This window comes from Hominimerdicola intestinalis (assembly GCF_054655215.1).
In genome coordinates this window covers 108,688-128,236 of sequence record NZ_BAAHNZ010000006.1, presented here as the reverse complement: position 1 = coordinate 128,236, position 19,549 = coordinate 108,688, and the positions used below count along the sequence as shown (strand labels likewise).

24 protein-coding genes, 1 tRNA gene and 1 pseudogene are annotated in these 19,549 nt (G+C 38.2%); 7 read left to right on the top strand and 19 right to left on the bottom strand.

The window, feature by feature from the left end:
* Positions 1 to 20: 20 nt before the first annotated feature.
* The 3 genes from ACYQ0H_RS07460 to ACYQ0H_RS07450 all read left to right on the top strand — a co-directional run bounded on the left by ACYQ0H_RS07460 (position 21) and on the right by ACYQ0H_RS07450 (position 2,035).
* A complete protein-coding gene (locus ACYQ0H_RS07460; protein WP_459812211.1) occupies positions 21 to 905 on the top strand; it encodes a hypothetical protein in 885 nt (294 codons plus the stop codon).
* Between the two features lie 690 nt (positions 906 to 1,595).
* Positions 1,596 to 1,826, top strand: coding sequence for a hypothetical protein (locus ACYQ0H_RS07455; RefSeq protein WP_459812210.1), 231 nt, complete (start codon positions 1,596 to 1,598; stop codon positions 1,824 to 1,826).
* A 113-nt stretch (positions 1,827 to 1,939) separates the two neighbouring features.
* Positions 1,940 to 2,035, top strand: coding sequence for a hypothetical protein (locus ACYQ0H_RS07450; RefSeq protein ID WP_465249830.1), 96 nt, complete (start codon positions 1,940 to 1,942; stop codon positions 2,033 to 2,035).
* A 140-nt stretch (positions 2,036 to 2,175) separates the two neighbouring features.
* Here the strand turns inward: ACYQ0H_RS07450 and ACYQ0H_RS07445 are convergent, their stop codons facing one another.
* The 16 genes and pseudogenes from ACYQ0H_RS07445 to ACYQ0H_RS07370 form a co-directional block, all read right to left on the bottom strand.
* A complete protein-coding gene (locus ACYQ0H_RS07445) occupies positions 2,176 to 2,946 on the bottom strand; it encodes a hypothetical protein (RefSeq protein ID WP_459812209.1) in 771 nt (256 codons plus the stop codon).
* Between the two features lie 100 nt (positions 2,947 to 3,046).
* Positions 3,047 to 3,724, bottom strand: coding sequence for a hypothetical protein (locus tag ACYQ0H_RS07440; protein ID WP_459812208.1), 678 nt, complete (start codon positions 3,722 to 3,724; stop codon positions 3,047 to 3,049).
* Positions 3,725 to 3,734: 10 nt separating this feature from the next.
* Entirely contained in the window at positions 3,735 to 4,193 is a 459-nt protein-coding gene (locus tag ACYQ0H_RS07435; RefSeq protein ID WP_459812207.1) for a hypothetical protein, read from the bottom strand.
* Positions 4,194 to 4,217: 24 nt separating this feature from the next.
* Positions 4,218 to 4,541 carry a DUF7957 family protein gene (locus ACYQ0H_RS07430; RefSeq protein WP_459812206.1) on the bottom strand — a complete coding sequence of 108 codons (324 nt, stop codon included), beginning with the start codon at positions 4,539 to 4,541 and terminating at the stop codon, positions 4,218 to 4,220.
* Between the two features lie 13 nt (positions 4,542 to 4,554).
* Entirely contained in the window at positions 4,555 to 5,178 is a 624-nt protein-coding gene (locus tag ACYQ0H_RS07425) for a hypothetical protein (RefSeq protein WP_459812205.1), read from the bottom strand.
* A 68-nt stretch (positions 5,179 to 5,246) separates the two neighbouring features.
* Positions 5,247 to 5,741, bottom strand: coding sequence for a hypothetical protein (locus ACYQ0H_RS07420; protein WP_459812204.1), 495 nt, complete (start codon positions 5,739 to 5,741; stop codon positions 5,247 to 5,249).
* A 15-nt stretch (positions 5,742 to 5,756) separates the two neighbouring features.
* A complete protein-coding gene (locus ACYQ0H_RS07415; protein WP_459812203.1) occupies positions 5,757 to 6,395 on the bottom strand; it encodes a hypothetical protein in 639 nt (212 codons plus the stop codon).
* 132 nt (positions 6,396 to 6,527) lie between these two features.
* Complete coding sequence (locus ACYQ0H_RS07410; protein WP_459812202.1) at positions 6,528 to 6,887, bottom strand: hypothetical protein; 360 nt, start codon at positions 6,885 to 6,887, stop codon at positions 6,528 to 6,530.
* 4 nt (positions 6,888 to 6,891) lie between these two features.
* Positions 6,892 to 7,104, bottom strand: a complete 213-nt coding sequence (locus tag ACYQ0H_RS07405; RefSeq protein WP_459812201.1) for an EndoU domain-containing protein — start codon at positions 7,102 to 7,104, stop codon at positions 6,892 to 6,894.
* 125 nt (positions 7,105 to 7,229) lie between these two features.
* A pseudogene (locus tag ACYQ0H_RS07400) lies at positions 7,230 to 7,409 on the bottom strand (YrhA family protein); the annotation flags it as partial.
* Positions 7,410 to 7,588: 179 nt separating this feature from the next.
* Positions 7,589 to 8,068 carry a hypothetical protein gene (locus tag ACYQ0H_RS07395; RefSeq protein ID WP_459812200.1) on the bottom strand — a complete coding sequence of 160 codons (480 nt, stop codon included), beginning with the start codon at positions 8,066 to 8,068 and terminating at the stop codon, positions 7,589 to 7,591.
* Complete coding sequence (locus ACYQ0H_RS07390) at positions 8,065 to 8,250, bottom strand: hypothetical protein (protein ID WP_459812199.1); 186 nt, start codon at positions 8,248 to 8,250, stop codon at positions 8,065 to 8,067. The genes ACYQ0H_RS07395 and ACYQ0H_RS07390 overlap by 4 nt, the downstream gene beginning before the upstream one ends.
* Positions 8,251 to 8,264: 14 nt before the next feature.
* Positions 8,265 to 8,405 (bottom strand): hypothetical protein, encoded by a 141-nt coding sequence (locus ACYQ0H_RS07385; RefSeq protein ID WP_459812198.1) that lies wholly within the window; start codon positions 8,403 to 8,405, stop codon positions 8,265 to 8,267.
* 1,346 nt (positions 8,406 to 9,751) lie between these two features.
* Positions 9,752 to 9,828: transfer RNA gene (locus tag ACYQ0H_RS07380), tRNA-Arg, on the bottom strand.
* 216 nt (positions 9,829 to 10,044) lie between these two features.
* Positions 10,045 to 11,682 (bottom strand): chaperonin GroEL, encoded by a 1,638-nt coding sequence (gene groL, locus ACYQ0H_RS07375; protein WP_459812197.1) that lies wholly within the window; start codon positions 11,680 to 11,682, stop codon positions 10,045 to 10,047.
* Positions 11,683 to 11,743: 61 nt separating this feature from the next.
* Entirely contained in the window at positions 11,744 to 12,016 is a 273-nt protein-coding gene (locus tag ACYQ0H_RS07370) for a co-chaperone GroES (protein ID WP_459812196.1), read from the bottom strand.
* A 520-nt stretch (positions 12,017 to 12,536) separates the two neighbouring features.
* On the opposite strand from ACYQ0H_RS07370, the gene ACYQ0H_RS07365 reads away from it, so the two are divergent.
* From ACYQ0H_RS07365 to ACYQ0H_RS07355, 3 genes are all read left to right on the top strand, one after another.
* On the top strand, positions 12,537 to 13,241 hold the full coding sequence (locus ACYQ0H_RS07365) for a response regulator transcription factor (protein ID WP_124099954.1): 705 nt from the start codon (positions 12,537 to 12,539) through the stop codon (positions 13,239 to 13,241).
* Positions 13,234 to 14,655, top strand: coding sequence for a HAMP domain-containing sensor histidine kinase (locus ACYQ0H_RS07360; protein WP_459812195.1), 1,422 nt, complete (start codon positions 13,234 to 13,236; stop codon positions 14,653 to 14,655). Before ACYQ0H_RS07365 ends, ACYQ0H_RS07360 begins: the two co-directional genes overlap by 8 nt.
* Before the next feature lie 153 nt (positions 14,656 to 14,808).
* Entirely contained in the window at positions 14,809 to 16,137 is a 1,329-nt protein-coding gene (locus tag ACYQ0H_RS07355; RefSeq protein WP_459812194.1) for a S1C family serine protease, read from the top strand.
* A 219-nt stretch (positions 16,138 to 16,356) separates the two neighbouring features.
* Here ACYQ0H_RS07355 and ACYQ0H_RS07350 read toward each other — a convergent pair whose 3' ends face one another.
* The 3 genes from ACYQ0H_RS07350 to ACYQ0H_RS07340 form a co-directional block, all read right to left on the bottom strand.
* The gene (locus ACYQ0H_RS07350; protein ID WP_459812193.1) at positions 16,357 to 17,190 is read right to left on the bottom strand and encodes an RluA family pseudouridine synthase; all 834 of its coding nucleotides are present in this window, start codon (positions 17,188 to 17,190) and stop codon (positions 16,357 to 16,359) included.
* A gap of 21 nt (positions 17,191 to 17,211) precedes the next feature.
* Positions 17,212 to 17,886: a hypothetical protein gene (locus tag ACYQ0H_RS07345; RefSeq protein WP_459812192.1), complete on the bottom strand. Its 675-nt coding sequence runs from the start codon at positions 17,884 to 17,886 to the stop codon at positions 17,212 to 17,214.
* 205 nt (positions 17,887 to 18,091) lie between these two features.
* A complete protein-coding gene (locus tag ACYQ0H_RS07340; protein ID WP_459812191.1) occupies positions 18,092 to 18,721 on the bottom strand; it encodes a histidine phosphatase family protein in 630 nt (209 codons plus the stop codon).
* A 128-nt stretch (positions 18,722 to 18,849) separates the two neighbouring features.
* On the opposite strand from ACYQ0H_RS07340, the gene ACYQ0H_RS07335 reads away from it, so the two are divergent.
* Positions 18,850 to 19,503, top strand: a complete 654-nt coding sequence (locus tag ACYQ0H_RS07335; protein WP_459812190.1) for a helix-turn-helix domain-containing protein — start codon at positions 18,850 to 18,852, stop codon at positions 19,501 to 19,503.
* The last annotated feature ends 46 nt before the right edge of the window (positions 19,504 to 19,549 follow it).

Sequence of the window (19,549 nt, the reverse complement as noted above, 5' to 3'; positions counted from 1 at the left end):
AAATTATAGGAGGAAATCCAATGAAAAAGACAAGACTTACAGCAATAATGCTATCGGCGGCAATACTGACCTCGCTTACTGCCTGCGGAGCAGTTGACGATACCGCAGACGTAAAGGTAACGGCCGAGAAAACCACAGCTGCTGCTACATCGGCAGCAGGAACATGGCGGCCTGAGCTTATAACCTCTGCTCAGACTACGGCTTCTGCGGCAACGTCGGCTTCAACGACTTCCGGCACTACTAAAAAGACCACGACTGCCAAGGACAAAGATAAGTCTGATAAGACTACCACAACAAAGAAAACCACCGCGTCTCAGGAACAGAACAGCGGCAATAATTATGATAATAACGAGAATGATTATTCCGGCGGAGATAATAACGGCAATAACGATTATGATCCGGGATATGATGATAATCAGGATTGGAACAACGGAGGTAACAACGGAAACAGCGGCAACGTAAATACCACCACAACAGCCAGAAAAACTACAACTGCAAAGAAAACCACTACAGCGAAAAAGACAACCACCAAGAAGCAGACCACAACCACAGCTGCGCAAGCTAAGCTTACTCAGTCGGATGTTGACAGGCTTGTGAGGGAAATGCAGGAGTATTCCCGACAAAAGTCAAAGCCCTTTATAGACAGTATTTACGCTGATTGCGGATATTCTTCAGCTGAAGAATTAATGTCTATAATGGAGAGAGAAATGACGCCCAACAACAGTTCATGGGATAATCCAGAGAGATATTACGCTAAAGTGTGGACTTATAGTGACATAACAGTAAGATTAAAAAACACTGTAGATGCCCAATATTCGGCCTATCCTGATGTTCACATCGTTGTTTATGCTGAAAAGTGTTCAGATGAAGACGGAGTATACTGGAAGATGTATATGTTACGATAGAACTTGACAAACATAGTAAAGCATGATATACTAAAAATGAAAAAGGAGCATACCGATAGACGGTTGCCCTTAACACTTGCTAAGTAGCCGTGCTTTGGACGAGGGCGGCTACTTTTTTATACTCTTAATCGCTTCAGTTAAAGCTACTATGAGTAAGATAGCTAAAGTTATGTAAATAACTTCCATACTATCAACCTCCTTTCGCAGTCCATTTCACACTAAGTGATACTCCGGTTTCTGCTAATGAGAGGACAACCGCCTACCGTTTCTGGTATGCTCCATAAATAATATATCACAAAAAAGGAATAATGTCAAATAAAGACGAATGAAACAGTAAATTTCATTCGTCTTTATTGTAATAAAAAAGCTAAACAAGAAAAATATTGTCGTATGGTGTTGACAAATAAGTCAATGATATGGTATAATAATTAAAATTGCTATGAAAAAAATAGAACTACGGCATAAGACATAGAAAAAGGGGTATAAAATTGAAAAAGAAGCAGATATATTACGACACTGGATTAAAATATAAAATTGAGAACTCAGGCGTTAGCTGTATGAACAGTGTCGAAAACGATCGAATAAAATGAGAAAACACTTTAACTATTACTGTTAAGGTGTTTTTTTTATGAAAATTATCCCTTCGGGGTTGACATAGATAAAATCAAAGACGAAAGGAAAAGTGAAAAAATGCAGACAAAAAATCTAAAAAGACTGGGGATACTGATAGTAACTATCGTGATGACGGTATGTATGCTGTCGGAGGGAATAACAGCCTTAGCGGCAGCGACAACGGACAAAACGTATACGCTGTCAGGCTGGGGGTACGATTTCCGAAATTCAGGACTTCCAAACGCATACGATCCGTTAACGCAATCAAACAGCAACCTGCCGTTGGGAAATAACAGATTTTCTTTCTGACGGAGTATTTGGACTTTACGCAGGCAAAGACATATATTTTGGGGATGAGTTAATTTACAAATCAGGACGGGAAATAGAGCGGATAGCTTCAAGCATTTAATTACGCTCGTTCCATTATAGACGAGTACATATACTTTTACAATTATCAAGGTATTCAGCTAAAAACAAAACTGACTCCGCTTGAACGGCGAAATCAGTTTGTTTCTTAAAACTTAATATTATGATACCGTTGGCGGCTTTTTTGTTCTGTCTGTACAATATAGTGCAGTCTGAAAGTCAGATCGGAGTTTTTTTCTAACATATTTATGTGACTGTGCAGACTGATAATCATTTGTTGTCGGTATTGTTATTATATAAAATATTTTTTAATTTCATGACGGTAAATATCGTTATAATAATACCAGTAAGCACCTGAAGTTTCAATATGCACACCTTCAACTGAGCCTGATTCGTCTTTACGAAAACACGCTAATACTGAATTCGGAGGCCACGTGTCAAGTGTCTGTACTAATTCTTCTTTGGTGTTGTCTGCCAGACAGATCAGCGAATATAAATTATCAACCGTATCAGAATTCAAGGTTTCTACATAACGCAGATCTTCTCCGTCTGAAATCATAAGCTTTATACTTTTATACAGCTGTTCTAAATTTTCATGAGCGGAGGCGATAGTCGGAAAGTCATCGTCTAAACTATCAAGTGAAATATCATAAACTTCACCGTTTGACAGAATCATAAATCCGCTGTATCGAAATTGAGATTCTGAAACGTAAAATGCCGGATGCTCCAGCTTAAAATACATGATTTCTCTTTCGCCCAATTCAGATGCATGACGTATCATTTCCGGCTCTAACTTCATTACATTCTGCGGCTCCGGAAGCTTTTCCATAATTTTTGCTGTCGTTGTTTTTTCTGTTACAGCTTTTTTTGTAGTTGTACTTGATGTAACAGCTTCTGTAACAAATGATCCCGTTGCTATGATGTTTTTTGATGTTGCAGCCGCTGTGCAGCTTGACGTAACAGCCTTTTCTGTTTCGTCAGCGGAACTATTCGGATATACCGTTTTACTGCCGCAGCCTGTCAAGGCAATTAATATCGCTGTTAAGAAAATGACCTTTTTCATATCTGCACCACTCCTATATCTGATTTATCAGCGGATAATATTGATTGGAGATATGACCCCGTTTTCCATCTGGAATACTGTCCATTCTGTTCCTTTTTCGTTATTTAGTATGAGCTTCTAACCATGTTTTATAGAACTCGCTGTTTTGAATCATTTGAAGAACTGAAACAGCATTGACATCCTTAGTTTCATAAGAACAACCGGTATTATTGCCATATGATTTTACATGAAAAGAGCTTTTTTCTCCGTCCTCGTCAGGTACATAGCAGTATATTGTATAAAAAGCGCTATCTTTAACTTCTGGAGCAAGTCCCATATCATCTTTTTCTCTCGAATAGTACTCACTTGCCAAATCGATTTTAGAAATATATTCTGTAAGCATTTCTACATCATTCAATTTTAACTGACCAAGATAATAAGGTTCTGAACATAGAGTCCAAACAGAGACATCGCATTTGTACAACTTATAAAAAAAATTGTTTTCATCACTTCCCTCTGCGTTTAACGAATAAGTTGTTGCCCATATATCACCATCCGATAAAACGCATAGAATAAAGAAATAAAACTCATTCTGACTGCCCGGATAATTGCATACTATAGTTGTACACAAATTGTCAAAATTCAGAACTGATGTTACATATTCTGTAGTACTGGAAATACTTTCTGAATTTAATACGAAAGGCTTGCTAGTGTGAGAATCTCCTCCCTTCGATGTTCCGCATGATGTAAGAGGAAACAACATATAAAGTGATAAATAAAAAATACATATTCTCTTCATAGCTCTCTCCTTAACTAATTGTATTCATTGTTGTTAATGCACCGCTATTATAAGATGTTAAAAAAATTTTGAAATGTGATATATTAATTTGATCCATCCACTCTTTTATCATTTGTATAAACTTTGTTATGGCGTGTGGTGGATTATCTTTAACAACCCAATCCTCAAATTCACCAATAAAGTTATCATTTTTTAGTTCATAAAATTGATTTTCTATATAGTCAATAAAAAATTCAATTTTTGCTTTTCTCATAAATTGTTTTTCAATCAATGTAAATCCTTGTTTTTTAAAGGACAAGATTGTATTCTGATTTATTGGATTTTCAGAATAATTAAATGAAACAAATTGAGTACAATCAAAATTCTCATTCATAATTAACGATACTTCCATTACTTCCGCTGACATACCCTCAGAAAACGATTTTGGAAAATTCCCCGAAATATTAAACTTCTGATCAAGTCCAATCAAAGTAATAAACGTTTTATAATTATATCAACGTAAAAATTCATTGTTTATAATTTTCCTTGTTTCAACATTTATTTTAAATACTAATCCAACAGATGAGTGCACCTTTAAGACACCATTTTCGTTTTGTATATCAACATTTCCTGTTGGTCTTTTTACATTTAAAATATCATTTATTTTCCAAAGCTCGTTTCCGTTCATATCAAATGAAACAATATTATTAGCTATAATTTCATCATCATACATTAATATTATTACTTGATTTGATATTTCTACAATTTTCCTTATTGTATATTTAACCTGGATTTTCTTACCTGAAATGTCGATAAATTTGCCATCATATTTTATCATAATTTTTTTCCTTTCACTCTAAATCATTTATAATTTTAAACCAAATAGGATTTAAATCTACATCTTTTATTGCAAATTGTATATCACCACCTGTAGTTCCCCAACTTGGTTGTGGTCCAACAATACTAACTTCCAATGGTGTTGTAGGTGGCAATTTAACGTTAACAACTTTATTTGGTATTTTAGATAGACCTAACTTTTTTGCTATTTCATTTGCAGTTAATTCTGCTATATCATCTGTTCGAACGATAAAACTGCTCATAGCATTATTATATCCTTCTAAATATACCCTTGAATATGAATGATCTCCTGCCTCCACTGTATAAGCAATAGTATTTTCAGCAATTGGAGGATTAGTAAATCCCATATCGTACCAATCTGCATTAGCCGCCAAAGCTGGCTCAGTTTTAATTATGTTGTATCCATCAGTAATAAGTTTAATTTTTAGTTTTTTCTCTGCTTGTATATAGTCAATATTAAGTTCACCCTCTCGTACTTTCATCCAATTTTCATACCTCGCCGCATCTTCTGCCGACATACCAGAACTAAAAGGCTTATTTTTTAAATAATCATCAATATTACTAACTATATCTCCGTCATTTCTGATATTCAAAATATCATCAGCCGATTCAGCCAATATTCTATCTGCATTTACTGAGTCAAGACGTTCTATTCCTAACTCAAAACGTGATAAATCTTCTGCATTTAATACGCAATTCCTTTATCAATTAAACAGCAATTCATATCATCAAGATTAAATTTTCTTGTAAGTCTTCCGAACTTATCCATATGGTTTTTATCACCATTACATATAACAATTAAATTGCCGTTTTCAAATGTTAAATAGTTGAAGATATACCCATTGATTGGACGAATTTCTTGTTCTTCATCACCATTCAAAACGATAATTTTATTCTTATTACATAATATAACGATTTTATTATTATATGGCATAACCTGTTCGATCTCTGCTAATACGATTTGTCTATTTGTAGTAAGTAATGTATTAGTAATCAGATTATATTTTAATATCATGGATCCTTTTTCATCGTAAAATTGTACTTCTTGTTCAACATAATTCTCACCGCATTTTACTTGTATAATTCCTTTATTTTCAGTTGCCAAAAAAGCATTTTTTATTTTAAGTTTAATATCATTCCAACTAACTATTCCATTTTTACAACTTAAATTTTTAATCATACTACTATCTCCTTATCAGTCTATTATCTTTACTGAACCTATATTTAAGTATTTCATCATATCCACATCATACCCCAATAATAAATTTAATTGATTATATCCACCTGGATAAAAACAATTTGCATTTAAATCTAATTGTGGTCCTACTAAACCTTTTAAAACAGGTATTTGAGCTCCTTCATTCACAACATATGATACAACAACTTTTGGGTCTTGTTTCCAATCGACTTTAACCGCTAAATTATTTCTTACATCTTTAATACATTTGATTTCGTTAGTGGTAGCAAATCTTCCTGGTTTTGTTATTGGTTGATTAGAGTCCAAAACTATATTAAATTTATCACCTGGTAATAAAACTGAATTTTGTGGAATAAAATCATTCGGCCAAGGAGATTGATCTTTAATAATTTTAAAATATTCATCAATATTACCCTTTGGATTATAAGATAAATATTCATTCCATGTTTTTTCAGAGCCTATTCCTAAATTTCTCCAATAATCATCATACCTCGCTGCATCTTCTGCCGACATATCAGAACTAAAAGGCTTATTTTTTAAATAAGCATCCGTTTTACCAACATAACTTAGATCACTCTTCTGTCTTAATCCCGACCAATTAAAATAATTATCAGCCTTATTAAGACCATGATCCATCAGCACTCCGGAAGCTATTCCTGTTATCATCCTCTGCGACGGATTCAGGTTAAGCTCCGATGTCATGTAGTCTGTCGCAAATCATATATGTATCTAATTACATCTGTGTAAATACTTCAACCAGAGTTTTTCTCATGAGTTTTTCTTTTCTGCTTTAAATTCTCTGACTTTTTCACACCATTCGTCTATCAATTGGCGCAATTCCTTTGTGTCTACCTCGCACCAGTTTCCCATTCCGTCCTCGGCAAGCATATCATATATCATTGTTTTTTGTAAAGTTATTTCCACTCCGCATACATTACCGGCTATTTCTCGCTTGCTCTCCTTTCCTTCTATTACCATGTCGAAATTTTCTTTTATCCATTCTTCAAAAGGTGTTACATCATCCTCTAAAAATGTAGATAGTATTTCATACTTCTTATTTTCAAAATCAATTAGTAACACTTCTTCATTATTATCTAGTTTAAGTTTTCTCAATTTATATTTATTCATGTTTTTACTCCTGTTCTGATGGAAAAGCTGATATTATTTTGCCGTTCTCATCAATAAACATTTTTATCTCAATTCCAGTTTTTGAATTTCCTATGTATACATTTCCACGACGTAATTTTCTATTTTTATATGCCTCATTTATTGCATTTACTACATCCTGCGGACTCATATCTTTTGAAAAAATAATGATTACTAATAAAGAAAAAATTATTGGCATTTGATTAGCATGTTTTCTAACATATCTAAAAAGTCACTGAATTTTTTAGAAGGATCTCCAGATGGCTTATCTAATAGTTCAGTATGGTTAGAATTAATGTTCTATACAAACCAAGTTATATCATATTATCCAAAAATATACTTTTTTAAGTTTTTATTATTATGCCATAGTTGATTATTTTCTATAAAACCGTTTATGGATTGGTTTTCTTCTTTTGAATATATGTCTTTGTCAACACCATACATAATCATTCCATTAAATTTAAATCCATTCACTTGTTTTAAAACATTTATATAATCAATTGGGAGACTTGCACTTAATGTTTTTTAACAGTTTCTTTAAAATTATGCATATCAGTTTCTGACACACCTTTATTAAATTCTTCACCATACTTTCTCTTTTTTAAAGATAACATATCAAATTTTTCTTTCCACATAATTTAATTCCTAATGCATTGCCTAATCTTCCGGCAAATTACAAATAATTACTCAATTAAAATTATTCCGTATTTCATTTGACAAACTTTATTCCATCGGACAATATCCTTCCATGCTTCTTTTTTTACTATGCCATCTGTAAATGTTATTTCGCTCATAAATTCTACTTTTCTCTTTTTAATGATCTCCCTTAAAAAAGGCAATATATTTTCTTTATCTATTTTAAATGTAGCTATATTATGTTTTTCGTCAAATAAAATATCAATAAAATATACTACTGCCATATACGCTTCTACCACTGATCCATTTAACATATCAATTAATGAGTCTTCAAATTTCTTTTTTATTTTACTATTGTTTTTATATTCTGCATAAATCGCATCAGTTAAAATTCTTCCTGTATCTGTAGGTAGCGCTCCGGGCACATACTGCGATAGCTCTATCTTATATTCACCATCCCCGCATAAAAAGTTTTTTATTTCATTTTTTTCTAACGCTTCTAATAGCATCTCTCTAATGTACATCATATTTGATTTTCAAGTATCAAATCATATGCATCTTTTTCACTTAATTGCGCACGCATTGCATCTGATTCGCTAATTTCAATTGTATCAAATTGTTCAACTATCTCACCAGCATCATATTTAACGTGATATTTTCCGTTTTCAGTTAAAATTTCAATACCATACTCTTCAAAAATCTTTTTCATAACTTTACCTCAATTTATTTTATTTTAGAAATTATATATTCACTTGGTTTTGGTGAAGTAATTGTAGCTTCAACAATTCCACCCTGTGTATATCCTCCTGGTAGCCATTGAGTATTTGCTCCTAACTCGTTTCCAGACGGCATTCTTAAATTCAATCCGAATTCTCACTAATCCGCCACCATCATCAAAATGTCCTATATCAAATCCTAATGATTTATCATAACGGCTGGATGGATTCTGTTTATTGGTTTAGTCGATAAATTGGGATTAATTATCAACCACCCGGTTGACAAGCGTCATATACAGAATAAACAATTTAATTTTCGTCATACTCAATATAATAATAGTGTTTTAAGTGGTCGGGCATGACAGGTCCATTATCCGTGTAAATGTAATACGCAACTTTGCCTTTTTTATTGTCTTTAATCTCTCCTAAATCAAACTCTCCACACTTTTTTCTACAATATGGATATCAGATTGCAATATGGACCAATCATTATATTTATAATAAGTTGAATGAGAAAAAGCATACACAACAACTGTACCAATCAAAGCAATATTTGCAACTAAAGAAATGATTATAATCCGTTTACTTTTTTATTTTTGCAGCGTTTAAGCAGCATAACAATGCAAATAATAAGACCGACGACAGGACAGCTAAAACGCAAAACATATCAATTGAATAATACCAAGGGTTCACAGCAAATACCTACACAACTACCGATATGTCACTTTGTCTGCTACAAACAGTATATCACAACTAGCCGAATATTTCAATCTCACATTTTTATATCCAAATCATTATCTTCTAAAAATATACTGAGATTTTCGTGCAAAGATAAACCCTCTGAATAACAGAAAATTCCGTCACAGGTATTGTCATCAGAAGTGATATAACATTAACAAGCCCCGTCCATGAAAACCATGGGCGGGGCAGTTGAAGCTAATAAATTCGCCAATCAATTCTTGTTTTCGTTAGTAGCTTTTGCAGCAGTGATTTTATACTTTTAACTCTCTTAAAAAACCATCTTTAAAAAGTTAAGTGAATGCGGTTTAACACTGGAAGCGTCGTGTCCTGTTCCATTCGTAATATGCCAAATGCGCTTTACTGTATGTGTCCGACTGCGCTGTGCTTGTTTTTTGCACAGCCTGCAAGCAGTTAGACCGCCGGTAATAAAGCGCAGCCTATTTTCCTTGTTTTCATGTGGCGTCACCTCAATCAAACAACATTCTTATAACGTAATGTTTTTTACATCATGTCCGCCCTTGCCGTTTACACAGCAGTCACTTCGTCCAATTACAAGGGGCGCTAAAGTCTGAGGTATGATGTAATCTCAGCCGCTCGGAAAAAGTGGAGCGAAAGAAATCATCAAATAAGAAACATTTATATTATAAAACGCAAGCAATCACCTTGCTTAACTTATAATATAGCTAAATGGCATTTAATGCTTATTGAACAAGACCCATAACTGAATAAGTTATGGGTCTTGTTCAATAAGCATGGCGCGCTGCAAGGGACTCGAACCCCTGACCTACTGGTTCGTAGCCAGTCACTCTATCCAGCTGAGCTAGCAGCGCATATGATATGTTTCGTTTCAACTATACTATTGTATCATAATAGTACCATTATGTCAAGTGGAACAGTTAATTGACAGCTTTTTTTACACTCTATTCATATTTGACCGCTGTATTGGATTTTTATTGTTTGTGTATGTGTTTTGAAATATAAAAACCCCGCCGTTCCGAAATCTCCGAACAGCGGGATTAATTTTATATTTCTGCCTGCGGGTATGATTAATACATTCCGCCCATTCCGCCGCCTGCAGCTGCAGCCATTGCGGCATCAGCCTGAGGGTCTTTGATATCTGCAACAAGGCTTTCGGTTGTAAGAACCATTGCAGCTACCGAAGCAGCGTTCTGAAGAGCTGAACGGGTAACCTTTGTCGGATCTACGATTCCGGCAGGGATCATGTCAACGTACTCCTCGGTATAAGCGTTGAAGCCGTAGCCGACCTTTCTGGAACGTACGATCTTGTCGATAATTACGCTTCCCTCAAGACCTGCATTAGCAGCGATCTGACGTACAGGCTCCTCAAGAGCGCGAAGCACGATCTTAGCTCCAGTTTTCTCATCGCCTTCAAGCTTGGCGCAAAGCTTCTTTACGACCGGCATAGCATTGATAAGAGCCGTTCCGCCGCCGGCAACGATACCCTCCTCTACTGCCGCCTTTGTAGCAGCCAGAGCGTCCTCAATGCGCAGCTTCTTTTCCTTCATTTCTACTTCTGTAGCGGCACCAACCTTGATCACAGCAACTCCGCCCGACAACTTCGCAAGTCTTTCCTGAAGCTTTTCACGGTCGAAATCAGAGGTAGTTGTTTCGATCTGAGCCTTGATCTGATGAACCCTTGCCTTTATATCGTCGGACGATCCGGCGCCGTCTACGATAATGGTGTTTTCTTTCTGGATAACTACCTGTCTTGCCTTTCCAAGCTGATCCATTGTAGTTTCCTTTAGCTCAAGTCCAAGCTCTTCGGAAATTACCTGACCTCCTGTAAGAATAGCAATATCCTGAAGCATTTCTTTTCTTCTGTCGCCGAAGCCCGGAGCCTTTACTGCAACGCAGGTAAATGTTCCTCTCAGCTTGTTTACGATAAGGGTTGAAAGAGCTTCGCCCTCAACGTCCTCGGCAATTATAAGCAGTTTCTTTCCGGACTGAACGATCTGCTCAAGAAGAGGAAGTATTTCCTGAATATTTGAGATCTTCTTATCGGTAATGAGAATGTAAGCGTCGTCAAGAACAGCTTCCATTTTTTCGGTATCAGTTACCATATAAGGAGCAATATAGCCTCTGTCGAACTGCATTCCCTCTACTACCTCGCTGTAGGTTTCGGCAGTTTTGGATTCCTCGATAGTAATAACGCCGTCGGCTGTTACCTTTTCCATAGCTTCTGCAATCAAGTCGCCTACGCTCTCATCTCCGGAGGAAACAGTCGCAACTCTTGCAATATCGGCAGAGCCTTCAATTTTCTTTGAGTTCTCAACGATAGAAGAAACTGTAGCGTCTACAGCCTTTGCCATACCCTTTTTTACTACCATAGGATTTGCGCCTGCGGCAATATTCTTCATACCCTCGCGTACAAGCGCCTGAGCAAGAAGTGTAGCGGTAGTCGTACCGTCTCCTGCAGCGTCGTTGGTTTTAGTCGCAACCTCCTTGACGAGCTGAGCGCCCATATTCTCAAAAGCGTCCTCAAGTTCAATTTCCTTTGCAATAGTAACTCCGTCGTTTGTGATCAGCGGAGAACCGAATTTCTTGTCAAGAACAACGTTTCTTCCCTTAGGTCCCATTGTTATCTTTACCGTATCTGCAAGCTTATCAATACCGGTCTGCAGGGATTTTCTGGCTTGCTCGCCGTAAATAATATTTTTTGCCATTTCAATCAACCTCCGATTAATTCTTATAAATTGCCATATACTATTATAATAATGCGTCAGTTTATTCTACAACAGCTAAAATATCATCCATTTTAACGATTGTATATTCCTCGCCGTCAACCTTTACCTCTGTGCCGCTGTACTTGCTGATAAGAACCTTGTTTCCTTCCTTTACGCCCATTGTAACGTCCTTTTTACCCGGACCTACTGCAACTACCTCAGCTACCTCAGGCTTTTCCTTTGCGGAGCCGGCAAGAATGATTCCGCTCTTAGTGGTTTCCTCGGCTTCTACCATTTTAATAACTACTCTGTCCTGAAGCGGTTTGATTGTCATAATGATCCTCTCCTTCTGATTTTATCAGGGAATATATCCCTTTTGATTTTTATTTGTTTGTACTGCTTTAAATAAAGCTTTTTAGCAGACAAGCTTTTCAAGTGTTAGCACTCCTTATCTTTGAGTGCTAATTATATTATAATACCTTTTTCAGAAATTTCAAGTCTATATGCGTAATTTTCTGAAACTTTGTAGGCTTGCACAAAAATGCATTTTATATATAATATAATTTGGACAATTTTTAACAGATTAAAACAGCGTATATGTTTTTTTATTCATCGGTCATATTTGCTTACATATAAAGCCAGTATTATTAATTAATTAACTTAATTATTGTCACTTTATAAACCTTGCTTAACGATATTCTTGAAATTTACAGAATATTAATAATATATTAACTAAATATACAATATATCTGATTGTGAATTTGTTATAATGCTTATATTAATTGAAAATTAACTTGCGGATTGTTCAAAATTAAAAAACCGCAGTATAGTTTGATTATAAGGAGGAAGATTATATGTCATTGGGCAGAGTTTTGGTTGTCGACGACGACAAGAATATTTGCGAGCTTCTTAGACTTTATCTTGAAAAAGAGGGGTACGGAGTTATACTTGCACACGACGGAGAGGAAGCAGTTGTTAAATTCAACGCTCTGAAGCCGGATATTATTCTTCTTGATATTATGCTGCCGGGTATAGACGGCTGGCAGGTATGCCGTGAGATAAGAAAGAAATCTAATGTGCCGATAATTATGATAACGGCTAAGTCAGAAACCTTTGATAAGGTTTTGGGACTTGAGCTGGGCGCTGATGACTACGTTGTAAAGCCGTTCGATACCAAGGAGGTTATTGCCAGGATCAAAGCGGTATACCGCAGAGTAGGACAGGCCTCAGGAGAAGCTGAGATCAAGGAAGTAAAGTATGACAAGCTTTCTGTAAATATGACGAGATACGAGCTGAGAGTAGACGGAAAGGTTATAGATACTCCGCCTAAGGAGCTTGAGCTGCTTTTCCATCTTGCTTCAAATCCCAACCGCGTATATACCCGCGATCAGTTACTTGACGAGGTCTGGGGCTTTGAGTATTACGGTGATTCAAGAACTATAGACGTTCATGTAAAAAGACTTCGTGAAAAGCTTGAGGGCGTTTCCGATAAGTGGGCGCTTAAAACCGTATGGGGCGTAGGCTATAAGTTTGAGGCTCTTGAAAACGCACATGAGTAATCGCCGGAGCATTTTTTCTAAATACTTTGTTATCTGTTCAGCAGTAATACTCATAAGCTTTATATGCTTAGGAGCAGTATTACTGCTTGTTTCTTCTCGGTATTTTCTTGAGGAAAAGAAGGATCTGCTGGAGAAAAACGTGCTTTCTCTTGCGGAGGATTCAAAAAGCGTTATGATAGCTTCTCCTTCGGACTGGAAGGAACGGGTAACGGATAAAATAAAGGAATATTCAATGGGCTGCAACGCCGATTTTATTCTTACCGACAAAAACGGCGGAGTGCTTATAAGCTCTAATTATGACGGAACATATGCCGACGTAGAAATACCACAGGCAATGCTTGACAGCTTCGGCTCGGAGGCTAGCTATGTCTACGGAGATTTTGACGGCTCATTTAAAGAGCAGTGTCATATTGTCGGAATATCCTTTGAGGCTAACGGTCCGTCCTATTATCTGCTTGCTGTAAGCACAAAGTCCAATCAGGATTATTATATCTGGAATATTATGGAGATATTCGGGATATCTACGGTTATTGTTATTATAATCGTACTTATAATCGTGTATTTTACTACTATGAAGCTTACAGAGCCGGTAAAGGAGATCGCTGCAGTTTCAAAGGAAATAGGAAAAGGAAACTTTTCGGTCGCACTTCCTACCTATAATGTTCAGGAGTTTGAAGAGCTGAGCAATGCGTTCAATGATATGGCGGCGTCGCTGAAAAACTACGATACAATGAGAAACAGCTTTGTGGCAAACGTTTCACATGAGCTTAGAACGCCTATGACCTCGATCGGGGGCTTTGTAGACGGACTGCTTGACGGAACTATCCCAAAGGAAGAGGAGCGGCATTATCTTAAAATTATTTCCTCAGAGGTTCACCGTCTTACAAGGCTTGTACGTTCAATGCTTAATCTTGCCAAGATAGAGGCAGGGGAGCTTAAGCCTGATATGCAGTATTTTTCGGCGCTTGAACCGATTGTTGATTCCCTCGTTACCTTTGAGAACCGTCTTGAGGAGAAGCATATCGAGATAAAAGGACTGGACGTTGACAGGGTAATGCTGTACGCCGACAGCGATCTTATTCATCAGGTCATGTATAATCTTATTGAAAACGCCATAAAATTTGTAAATGACGGAGGTTATATTGAATTCACGTTTACTCCCGTCGGATATATGACCGTAATTTCAATCAAGAACAGCGGTGAGGGGCTGAGCGAGGAAGAGCTGCCTTTGGTTTTCGACCGCTTTTATAAGACTGATAAATCAAGGGGACTTGACGCAGCAGGAGTAGGCCTGGGACTTAATATTGTCCGTTCAATAATAAAGCTTCACAACGGCAAGATTATGGTAAGAAGCGTTCAGGGCGAATATACGGAATTTGTTTTTACGATTCCCAATAAGCTGATCGACGACTGATACAGCACTTATAAAGTATAGCTTTGCAGGTATATATGCACTGAAAAGGTCTTTCGGCGGCTGTCATTGGAACATTATCCGAAGTAGATATAAAGAAATGGTGCATACAAGAAAAAAAGAACTAATGTATAGAATGTCCCGGGAGGAATTATTTTGAGCTTTTTTGATGATTTGGAAAGCAGTCCGCAGGAAAATATCCGTTCGGAAGCGGCAGAAGCGGAAACTGAGAACGCCGCTGAAGCGCCGAAAACGGAGAATACTGTAAAGCCTGATCAAACGGAGTTTACTTCCGCTGATTTCTGGGACTCAGTTGCGGCAGTACGAAAAAAGCGCAGCAAAAAGCTGTCAGCCGTTGTTATAGTTTTTATGCTGTTTATCGTTATAGTTACGTCTTTTATAATTACAGTAGCCGTAAAGGGCAGAGGCTGGCTTGCAAATATAATTGCAGGGGATCAGCGCATAGAATTTACGCTTCCTATAGCCAAGACCCCTCAGCTTGACGACAAATATTATGAAGAGGACGGAAGATATACTGCTCAGGGAATAGCCGAAGCGGTTTCTCCTTCGGTAGTTTCGATTGAGATATACAAGACAGGAACGTCCTTTGCGGCGGTAGGTCAGGGAAGCGGGATAGTTATGAGCGAGGACGGATATATCCTTACCAACGCTCATGTAGTAGACGGAGCTTCAAAGGGAATAAAGGTCGTGCTGTCGGATAAGACCGAGTATGAGGCAAAGATCATCGGAATGGATACAGCCAGCGATATCGCGGTTATAAAAATACCTGCAAAAGGACTTTCCCCGGCACAGTTCGGAGATTCGGAAAGCGTCAGCGTAGGAGAGGACGTAGTTACTATCGGCTCTCCCGCTGGCTTTTACGGTTCGGTCACAAAGGGTATCGTTTCAGGTTTGGATCGTCAGATAAAAGTAGAGAATTCCTCTATCTCTATGAGCTGTATTCAGATAGACGCTGCAATAAACCCCGGAAATTCGGGCGGCGCACTGCTTAATATGTGGGGGCAGGTTATAGGGATAACCTCTTCTAAGCTGGCTTCAAGCGATTATGACGGAATAGGATTTGCTATTTCTATCAATGCCGCAAAACCTATTATAGAGAATCTTATGGAGTACGGATATGTTCAGAACAGGGTAAGGGTAGGGATAACCTTTTATTCGATAAGCGAAACTACTGCTCAGATGTACGGAACAAAAGCCGGAATATATGTTGTTTCTGTTGACCAGGACTGTGATATAGCAAATACTCAGCTTCAGCCGGACGATATTATTACCGAGTTTGACGAGACCGAAGTTTCGGACAGTGAAACGGTTCAGGCTTTTCTAGCAAAGAAAAAACCCGGCGATACTGTAAAGGCAAAGGTTTACAGACCGTCGGTTTCAGGAAGCGGAGAAGAGTTTGAAATTGAATTCAGGCTTATGGAAGATAAGGGTTCTCTTATTGAAAATACAGACGGCAATGACTAAATCGTATGCTGCTTAAAAAAGCATATAAAAAACCGATGATAGCATCAAATGAACCAATCCACAAAGGTTAGAAAAAGTTTAGAAAAAAATTATGCAAACCGACTAAGTGAAAGCTTAGTCGGTTTTGTTATTCAGCATTGCACCTTTTTCAGCCTGCGATCAACAGGAGATAACCCCTGAAGCCATTTCAAAGTTTCTTTATATCCTTAAAAACTTCCGCTATAAACTAAAGTTATCTGGCAATTTCGATGAAACGGTTATTTTTTCTCCGCTTATTGGGTGTTCAAAGCTTACCGAAGCGCAGTGAAGCGCCTGACGAGTGTAATCCTCCATGCTGCCGCCGTACATATCGTCTCCTGCCAGAGGGCAGCCGATATAGGCAAAGTGAACTCTTATCTGATGAGTTCTCCCAGTTTCAAGACGGATCTCTGCAAGGGAATATTTATCGCTGCGGACGATAATGCGGTAATTGGTAACGGCCCTCTGACCGTCTGGGGATACCTGACGTTTTATTATTGACTCCCGTTCTCTGGCAATCGGTGCGTCTATCCTTCCCTCTTTGGGCGGAAATCCGCAGCATACGGCGTAATATGTCTTTTCAAAGCTTTTTTGCAGCTTTGCCGCACCGTATCGGCTTTTGGCGCAGATTACACAGCCGGAGGTATCGCGGTCAAGTCTGTTTACCGGACGAAAAGCGATACCGGGATAACGAGCGGCAAAAAAGTTTCCCAGTGTATCGCCCTGATGCTTTACGGACGGGTGGACGGGCATAAGCGGCGGTTTGTCAAAAACGACCAGATCACAGTCCTCATAAAGAACGGGAACGTTCAGAGCCGAATTAGGCTCAAGCGTTTTCAAGTCACGCTCGTTCAGTATGATCTCATCTCCGGCTTTTATCCTGTCTATAGTTCTTATCGTTTTGCCGTCACGGGTAATTCCGTTCTCGGTACGTTTAAGCGAAGTAATGAGCCGTCTTGAAATTCCTCGCTTTGAAAGCGCTTCGCCAAGAGTTCTGCCGTCCTCGCAGGAAGCTATAATAATTTTAACTGACATAATTCAATGCGTTCTCCTATTTTAGCGGGACTGACCTTTGCGGTACTTGTTCCAGCGCTGTATCATTGCCGGAAGCTTATCCTGCCAGTAATCTCCCATAAGATCCTCCATGAATACGATATACGAAACCATATAATAAGGAATTACTGCAAATACGGGATAAAATAAAAACAGCAGAGGAAGAAACTTAGCAAACGAGAATACAAAGCTTATATATCTTGAATGCTTCCCCTCCATAAGCTTTACCGACAGGTCGCAGGCGTCAAAAATATTTGCCCTTGGGTTCAGGGTCATTATATAATTTGTAAGGCATAGCGAAATGCAGTAATGAATAAAGACCCCAGCCCAGACAAAAGTAAATCCAAGCGAAAGCATAAAGCAGAACAGTCCCCAGGAGGTAAGCTCGTTGAGCTTGCATACCCAGCCCCAGTAATAGACCTCATATATACCTACGAAAAGTGGAGCTGCTCCGAAAATTTTGAGCATAGCCGTTACAAGAGCGGTAACAAGACCTCTCGGAACGATCTTTTTGAAATTATTCTGTATATACTGCCTTGATTCAACAAAGCTTTTTCCCTGAGTAATTTCGATAAAAAGCCGTCTGGCTATGTAAAGCTCCGGCATTATGAATATAAAGAAGATAGCCGCGCGCAGTCCTAAAAAGAAAAGTCCGAAGCCGTGCGTCATGAAACTCATAGAGTAGTATTCCCTCAGGTCAAAAAAGGAAAGTACAAGAAAAATAAGAATTTCACTGAGCGCGAGAAAGCATACGAAAGCAAGGATAAAAACCGTAAGTGCGATACAGTTGCCCCAGTTTCCCTTCAGACGCTTAAGAGCTTCTGATTTTATTTCCTTATTTGTTATAGCTGCTCACGTCCTTTCGCTAATGCTTTTGTATATTTTAAAATTCGTCGTCCTGAAGAGGAGGATAGCTTCCAAGCAGCTCGAATGCTCCTGAACGCTGCCACATTGAAGCCGTTATAAGGATCTCAAAGCCCTCGCCGAAGCCGCATTTGTATTCGGCAGGCTTTAGCTTCGGAACTCCGAAGCAGCTGAGCATATTCATTATTATTCCGCTGTGAGTAACGACGGCGCAGTTGGTAAGTCCCTCGTACATCATATCTGAAATTATAATATTAAGAGCTTCGTAGCATCGGTTTACCACATCTCTGGCAGATTCACCGTTGGGAGCAGGGTTGTCTAGTCCCCCCTCCAGAAATTTTTTGTATGCTTTATTATTCATAAGCTCTTCGGCGGTCTTGTTTTCAAAATCACCGAAGTTCATTTCCGCAAGAAGCCCCAGATCGGCCGTGTAACGGTTTGGGAAAAGTATATCGGCTGTCTGCCTGCATCTCTTTAAGGGGGAGGTATAAACCTTCTGTACCGACGGATAGAGATTTCTGTCCGCTTTGTCGTATAGATCCGCTATTCCTTCGCGGCTCAGGGGAAGATCGGTAATCCCGATATAACGTCCGTCGGTATTGGCGCTGGTCATTCCGTGGCGGACAAGTGCTAGTCTGTATCCTTTCATTATCCATAACTCCTTACAAAATATAACGATATATAATTTTATATGTATTTATTCGACAAAAAAGCTTTACAAATTTACGAAAATATTGTATACTAAATACCATAAGCAAATTCAAAGGGGGAAATTGTATGAGAACCGCTTATTCAGGTAAAAAGGAATTTATTCAGTCCAGCAGAGAGATAGGGCAGCGGCTTGCTGAAATAAGAAAATCGAAGCATATCAGCCAAACTGAAGCTGCAAAAGCTCTCGGAGTTACTCAAAGCAGCCTTTCTCAGCTTGAAAGCGGCTTCAGAATGTGGTCTGTTCCGGCAGTTATCAAGCTTATAAGATATTACAACGTTCCGTATGAAAACGTATTCGGTAGCTGGAAGGGCGCTGAATCCGAACTATCTCTTACGGCCGACGATGATTTCGAGGCGCCTGTATCTATGCTTGAGCTTCTTTCAAAAGCTTCCGGCTCTGAGGATATATCAATGTCGGTAAAAGCATATATTTATGTATGTATATACAGAATGCTTAGACAGCTGTATGAAGCCAACCCCAGAAATTCCTCGTCGATCTTCAGTGTTGATAATGAGGAGGCAGACAGGATAAGCGGAAAAATACTTACCGAGGAGCCTGCCCGTCTGAATACTTTTATAAAATACAGCAGCCGTATAAACCGTCAGGATATTGAACTGCCGGTCGAATATTCCCAGATGCTCAGGGAGCTGGTCGGAAAATGCGAAAAGCTTATAAAGGCATATATTCCAGAGATCGAGCTTCCTGAACTGAAGCCGTGAGCCGATTTAGATCCAATGTTCTGTATATTGTACTTAAGAATCATTA

Excerpts from the sequence above, each read along its gene's own strand:
- ACYQ0H_RS07460 (WP_459812211.1), top strand. The coding sequence starts at position 21 with ATGAAAAAGACAAGACTTACAGCAATAATGCTATCGGCGGCAATACTG.
- ACYQ0H_RS07455 (WP_459812210.1), top strand. The coding sequence starts at position 1,596 with ATGCAGACAAAAAATCTAAAAAGACTGGGGATACTGATAGTAACTATC.
- ACYQ0H_RS07445 (WP_459812209.1), bottom strand. The coding sequence starts at position 2,946 with ATGAAAAAGGTCATTTTCTTAACAGCGATATTAATTGCCTTGACAGGC.
- ACYQ0H_RS07440 (WP_459812208.1), bottom strand. The coding sequence starts at position 3,724 with ATGAAGAGAATATGTATTTTTTATTTATCACTTTATATGTTGTTTCCT.
- ACYQ0H_RS07430 (WP_459812206.1), bottom strand. The coding sequence starts at position 4,541 with ATGATAAAATATGATGGCAAATTTATCGACATTTCAGGTAAGAAAATC.
- ACYQ0H_RS07420 (WP_459812204.1), bottom strand. The coding sequence starts at position 5,741 with ATGATTAAAAATTTAAGTTGTAAAAATGGAATAGTTAGTTGGAATGAT.
- ACYQ0H_RS07415 (WP_459812203.1), bottom strand. The coding sequence starts at position 6,395 with ATGGATCATGGTCTTAATAAGGCTGATAATTATTTTAATTGGTCGGGA.
- ACYQ0H_RS07410 (WP_459812202.1), bottom strand. The coding sequence starts at position 6,887 with ATGAATAAATATAAATTGAGAAAACTTAAACTAGATAATAATGAAGAA.
- ACYQ0H_RS07405 (WP_459812201.1), bottom strand. The coding sequence starts at position 7,104 with ATGCCAATAATTTTTTCTTTATTAGTAATCATTATTTTTTCAAAAGAT.
- ACYQ0H_RS07395 (WP_459812200.1), bottom strand. The coding sequence starts at position 8,068 with ATGATGTACATTAGAGAGATGCTATTAGAAGCGTTAGAAAAAAATGAA.
- ACYQ0H_RS07390 (WP_459812199.1), bottom strand. The coding sequence starts at position 8,250 with ATGAAAAAGATTTTTGAAGAGTATGGTATTGAAATTTTAACTGAAAAC.
- groL (WP_459812197.1), bottom strand. The coding sequence starts at position 11,682 with ATGGCAAAAAATATTATTTACGGCGAGCAAGCCAGAAAATCCCTGCAG.
- ACYQ0H_RS07370 (WP_459812196.1), bottom strand. The coding sequence starts at position 12,016 with ATGACAATCAAACCGCTTCAGGACAGAGTAGTTATTAAAATGGTAGAA.
- ACYQ0H_RS07365 (WP_124099954.1), top strand. The coding sequence starts at position 12,537 with ATGTCATTGGGCAGAGTTTTGGTTGTCGACGACGACAAGAATATTTGC.
- ACYQ0H_RS07360 (WP_459812195.1), top strand. The coding sequence starts at position 13,234 with ATGAGTAATCGCCGGAGCATTTTTTCTAAATACTTTGTTATCTGTTCA.
- ACYQ0H_RS07350 (WP_459812193.1), bottom strand. The coding sequence starts at position 17,190 with ATGTCAGTTAAAATTATTATAGCTTCCTGCGAGGACGGCAGAACTCTT.
- ACYQ0H_RS07345 (WP_459812192.1), bottom strand. The coding sequence starts at position 17,886 with ATGAGTTTCATGACGCACGGCTTCGGACTTTTCTTTTTAGGACTGCGC.
- ACYQ0H_RS07340 (WP_459812191.1), bottom strand. The coding sequence starts at position 18,721 with ATGAAAGGATACAGACTAGCACTTGTCCGCCACGGAATGACCAGCGCC.
- ACYQ0H_RS07335 (WP_459812190.1), top strand. The coding sequence starts at position 18,850 with ATGAGAACCGCTTATTCAGGTAAAAAGGAATTTATTCAGTCCAGCAGA.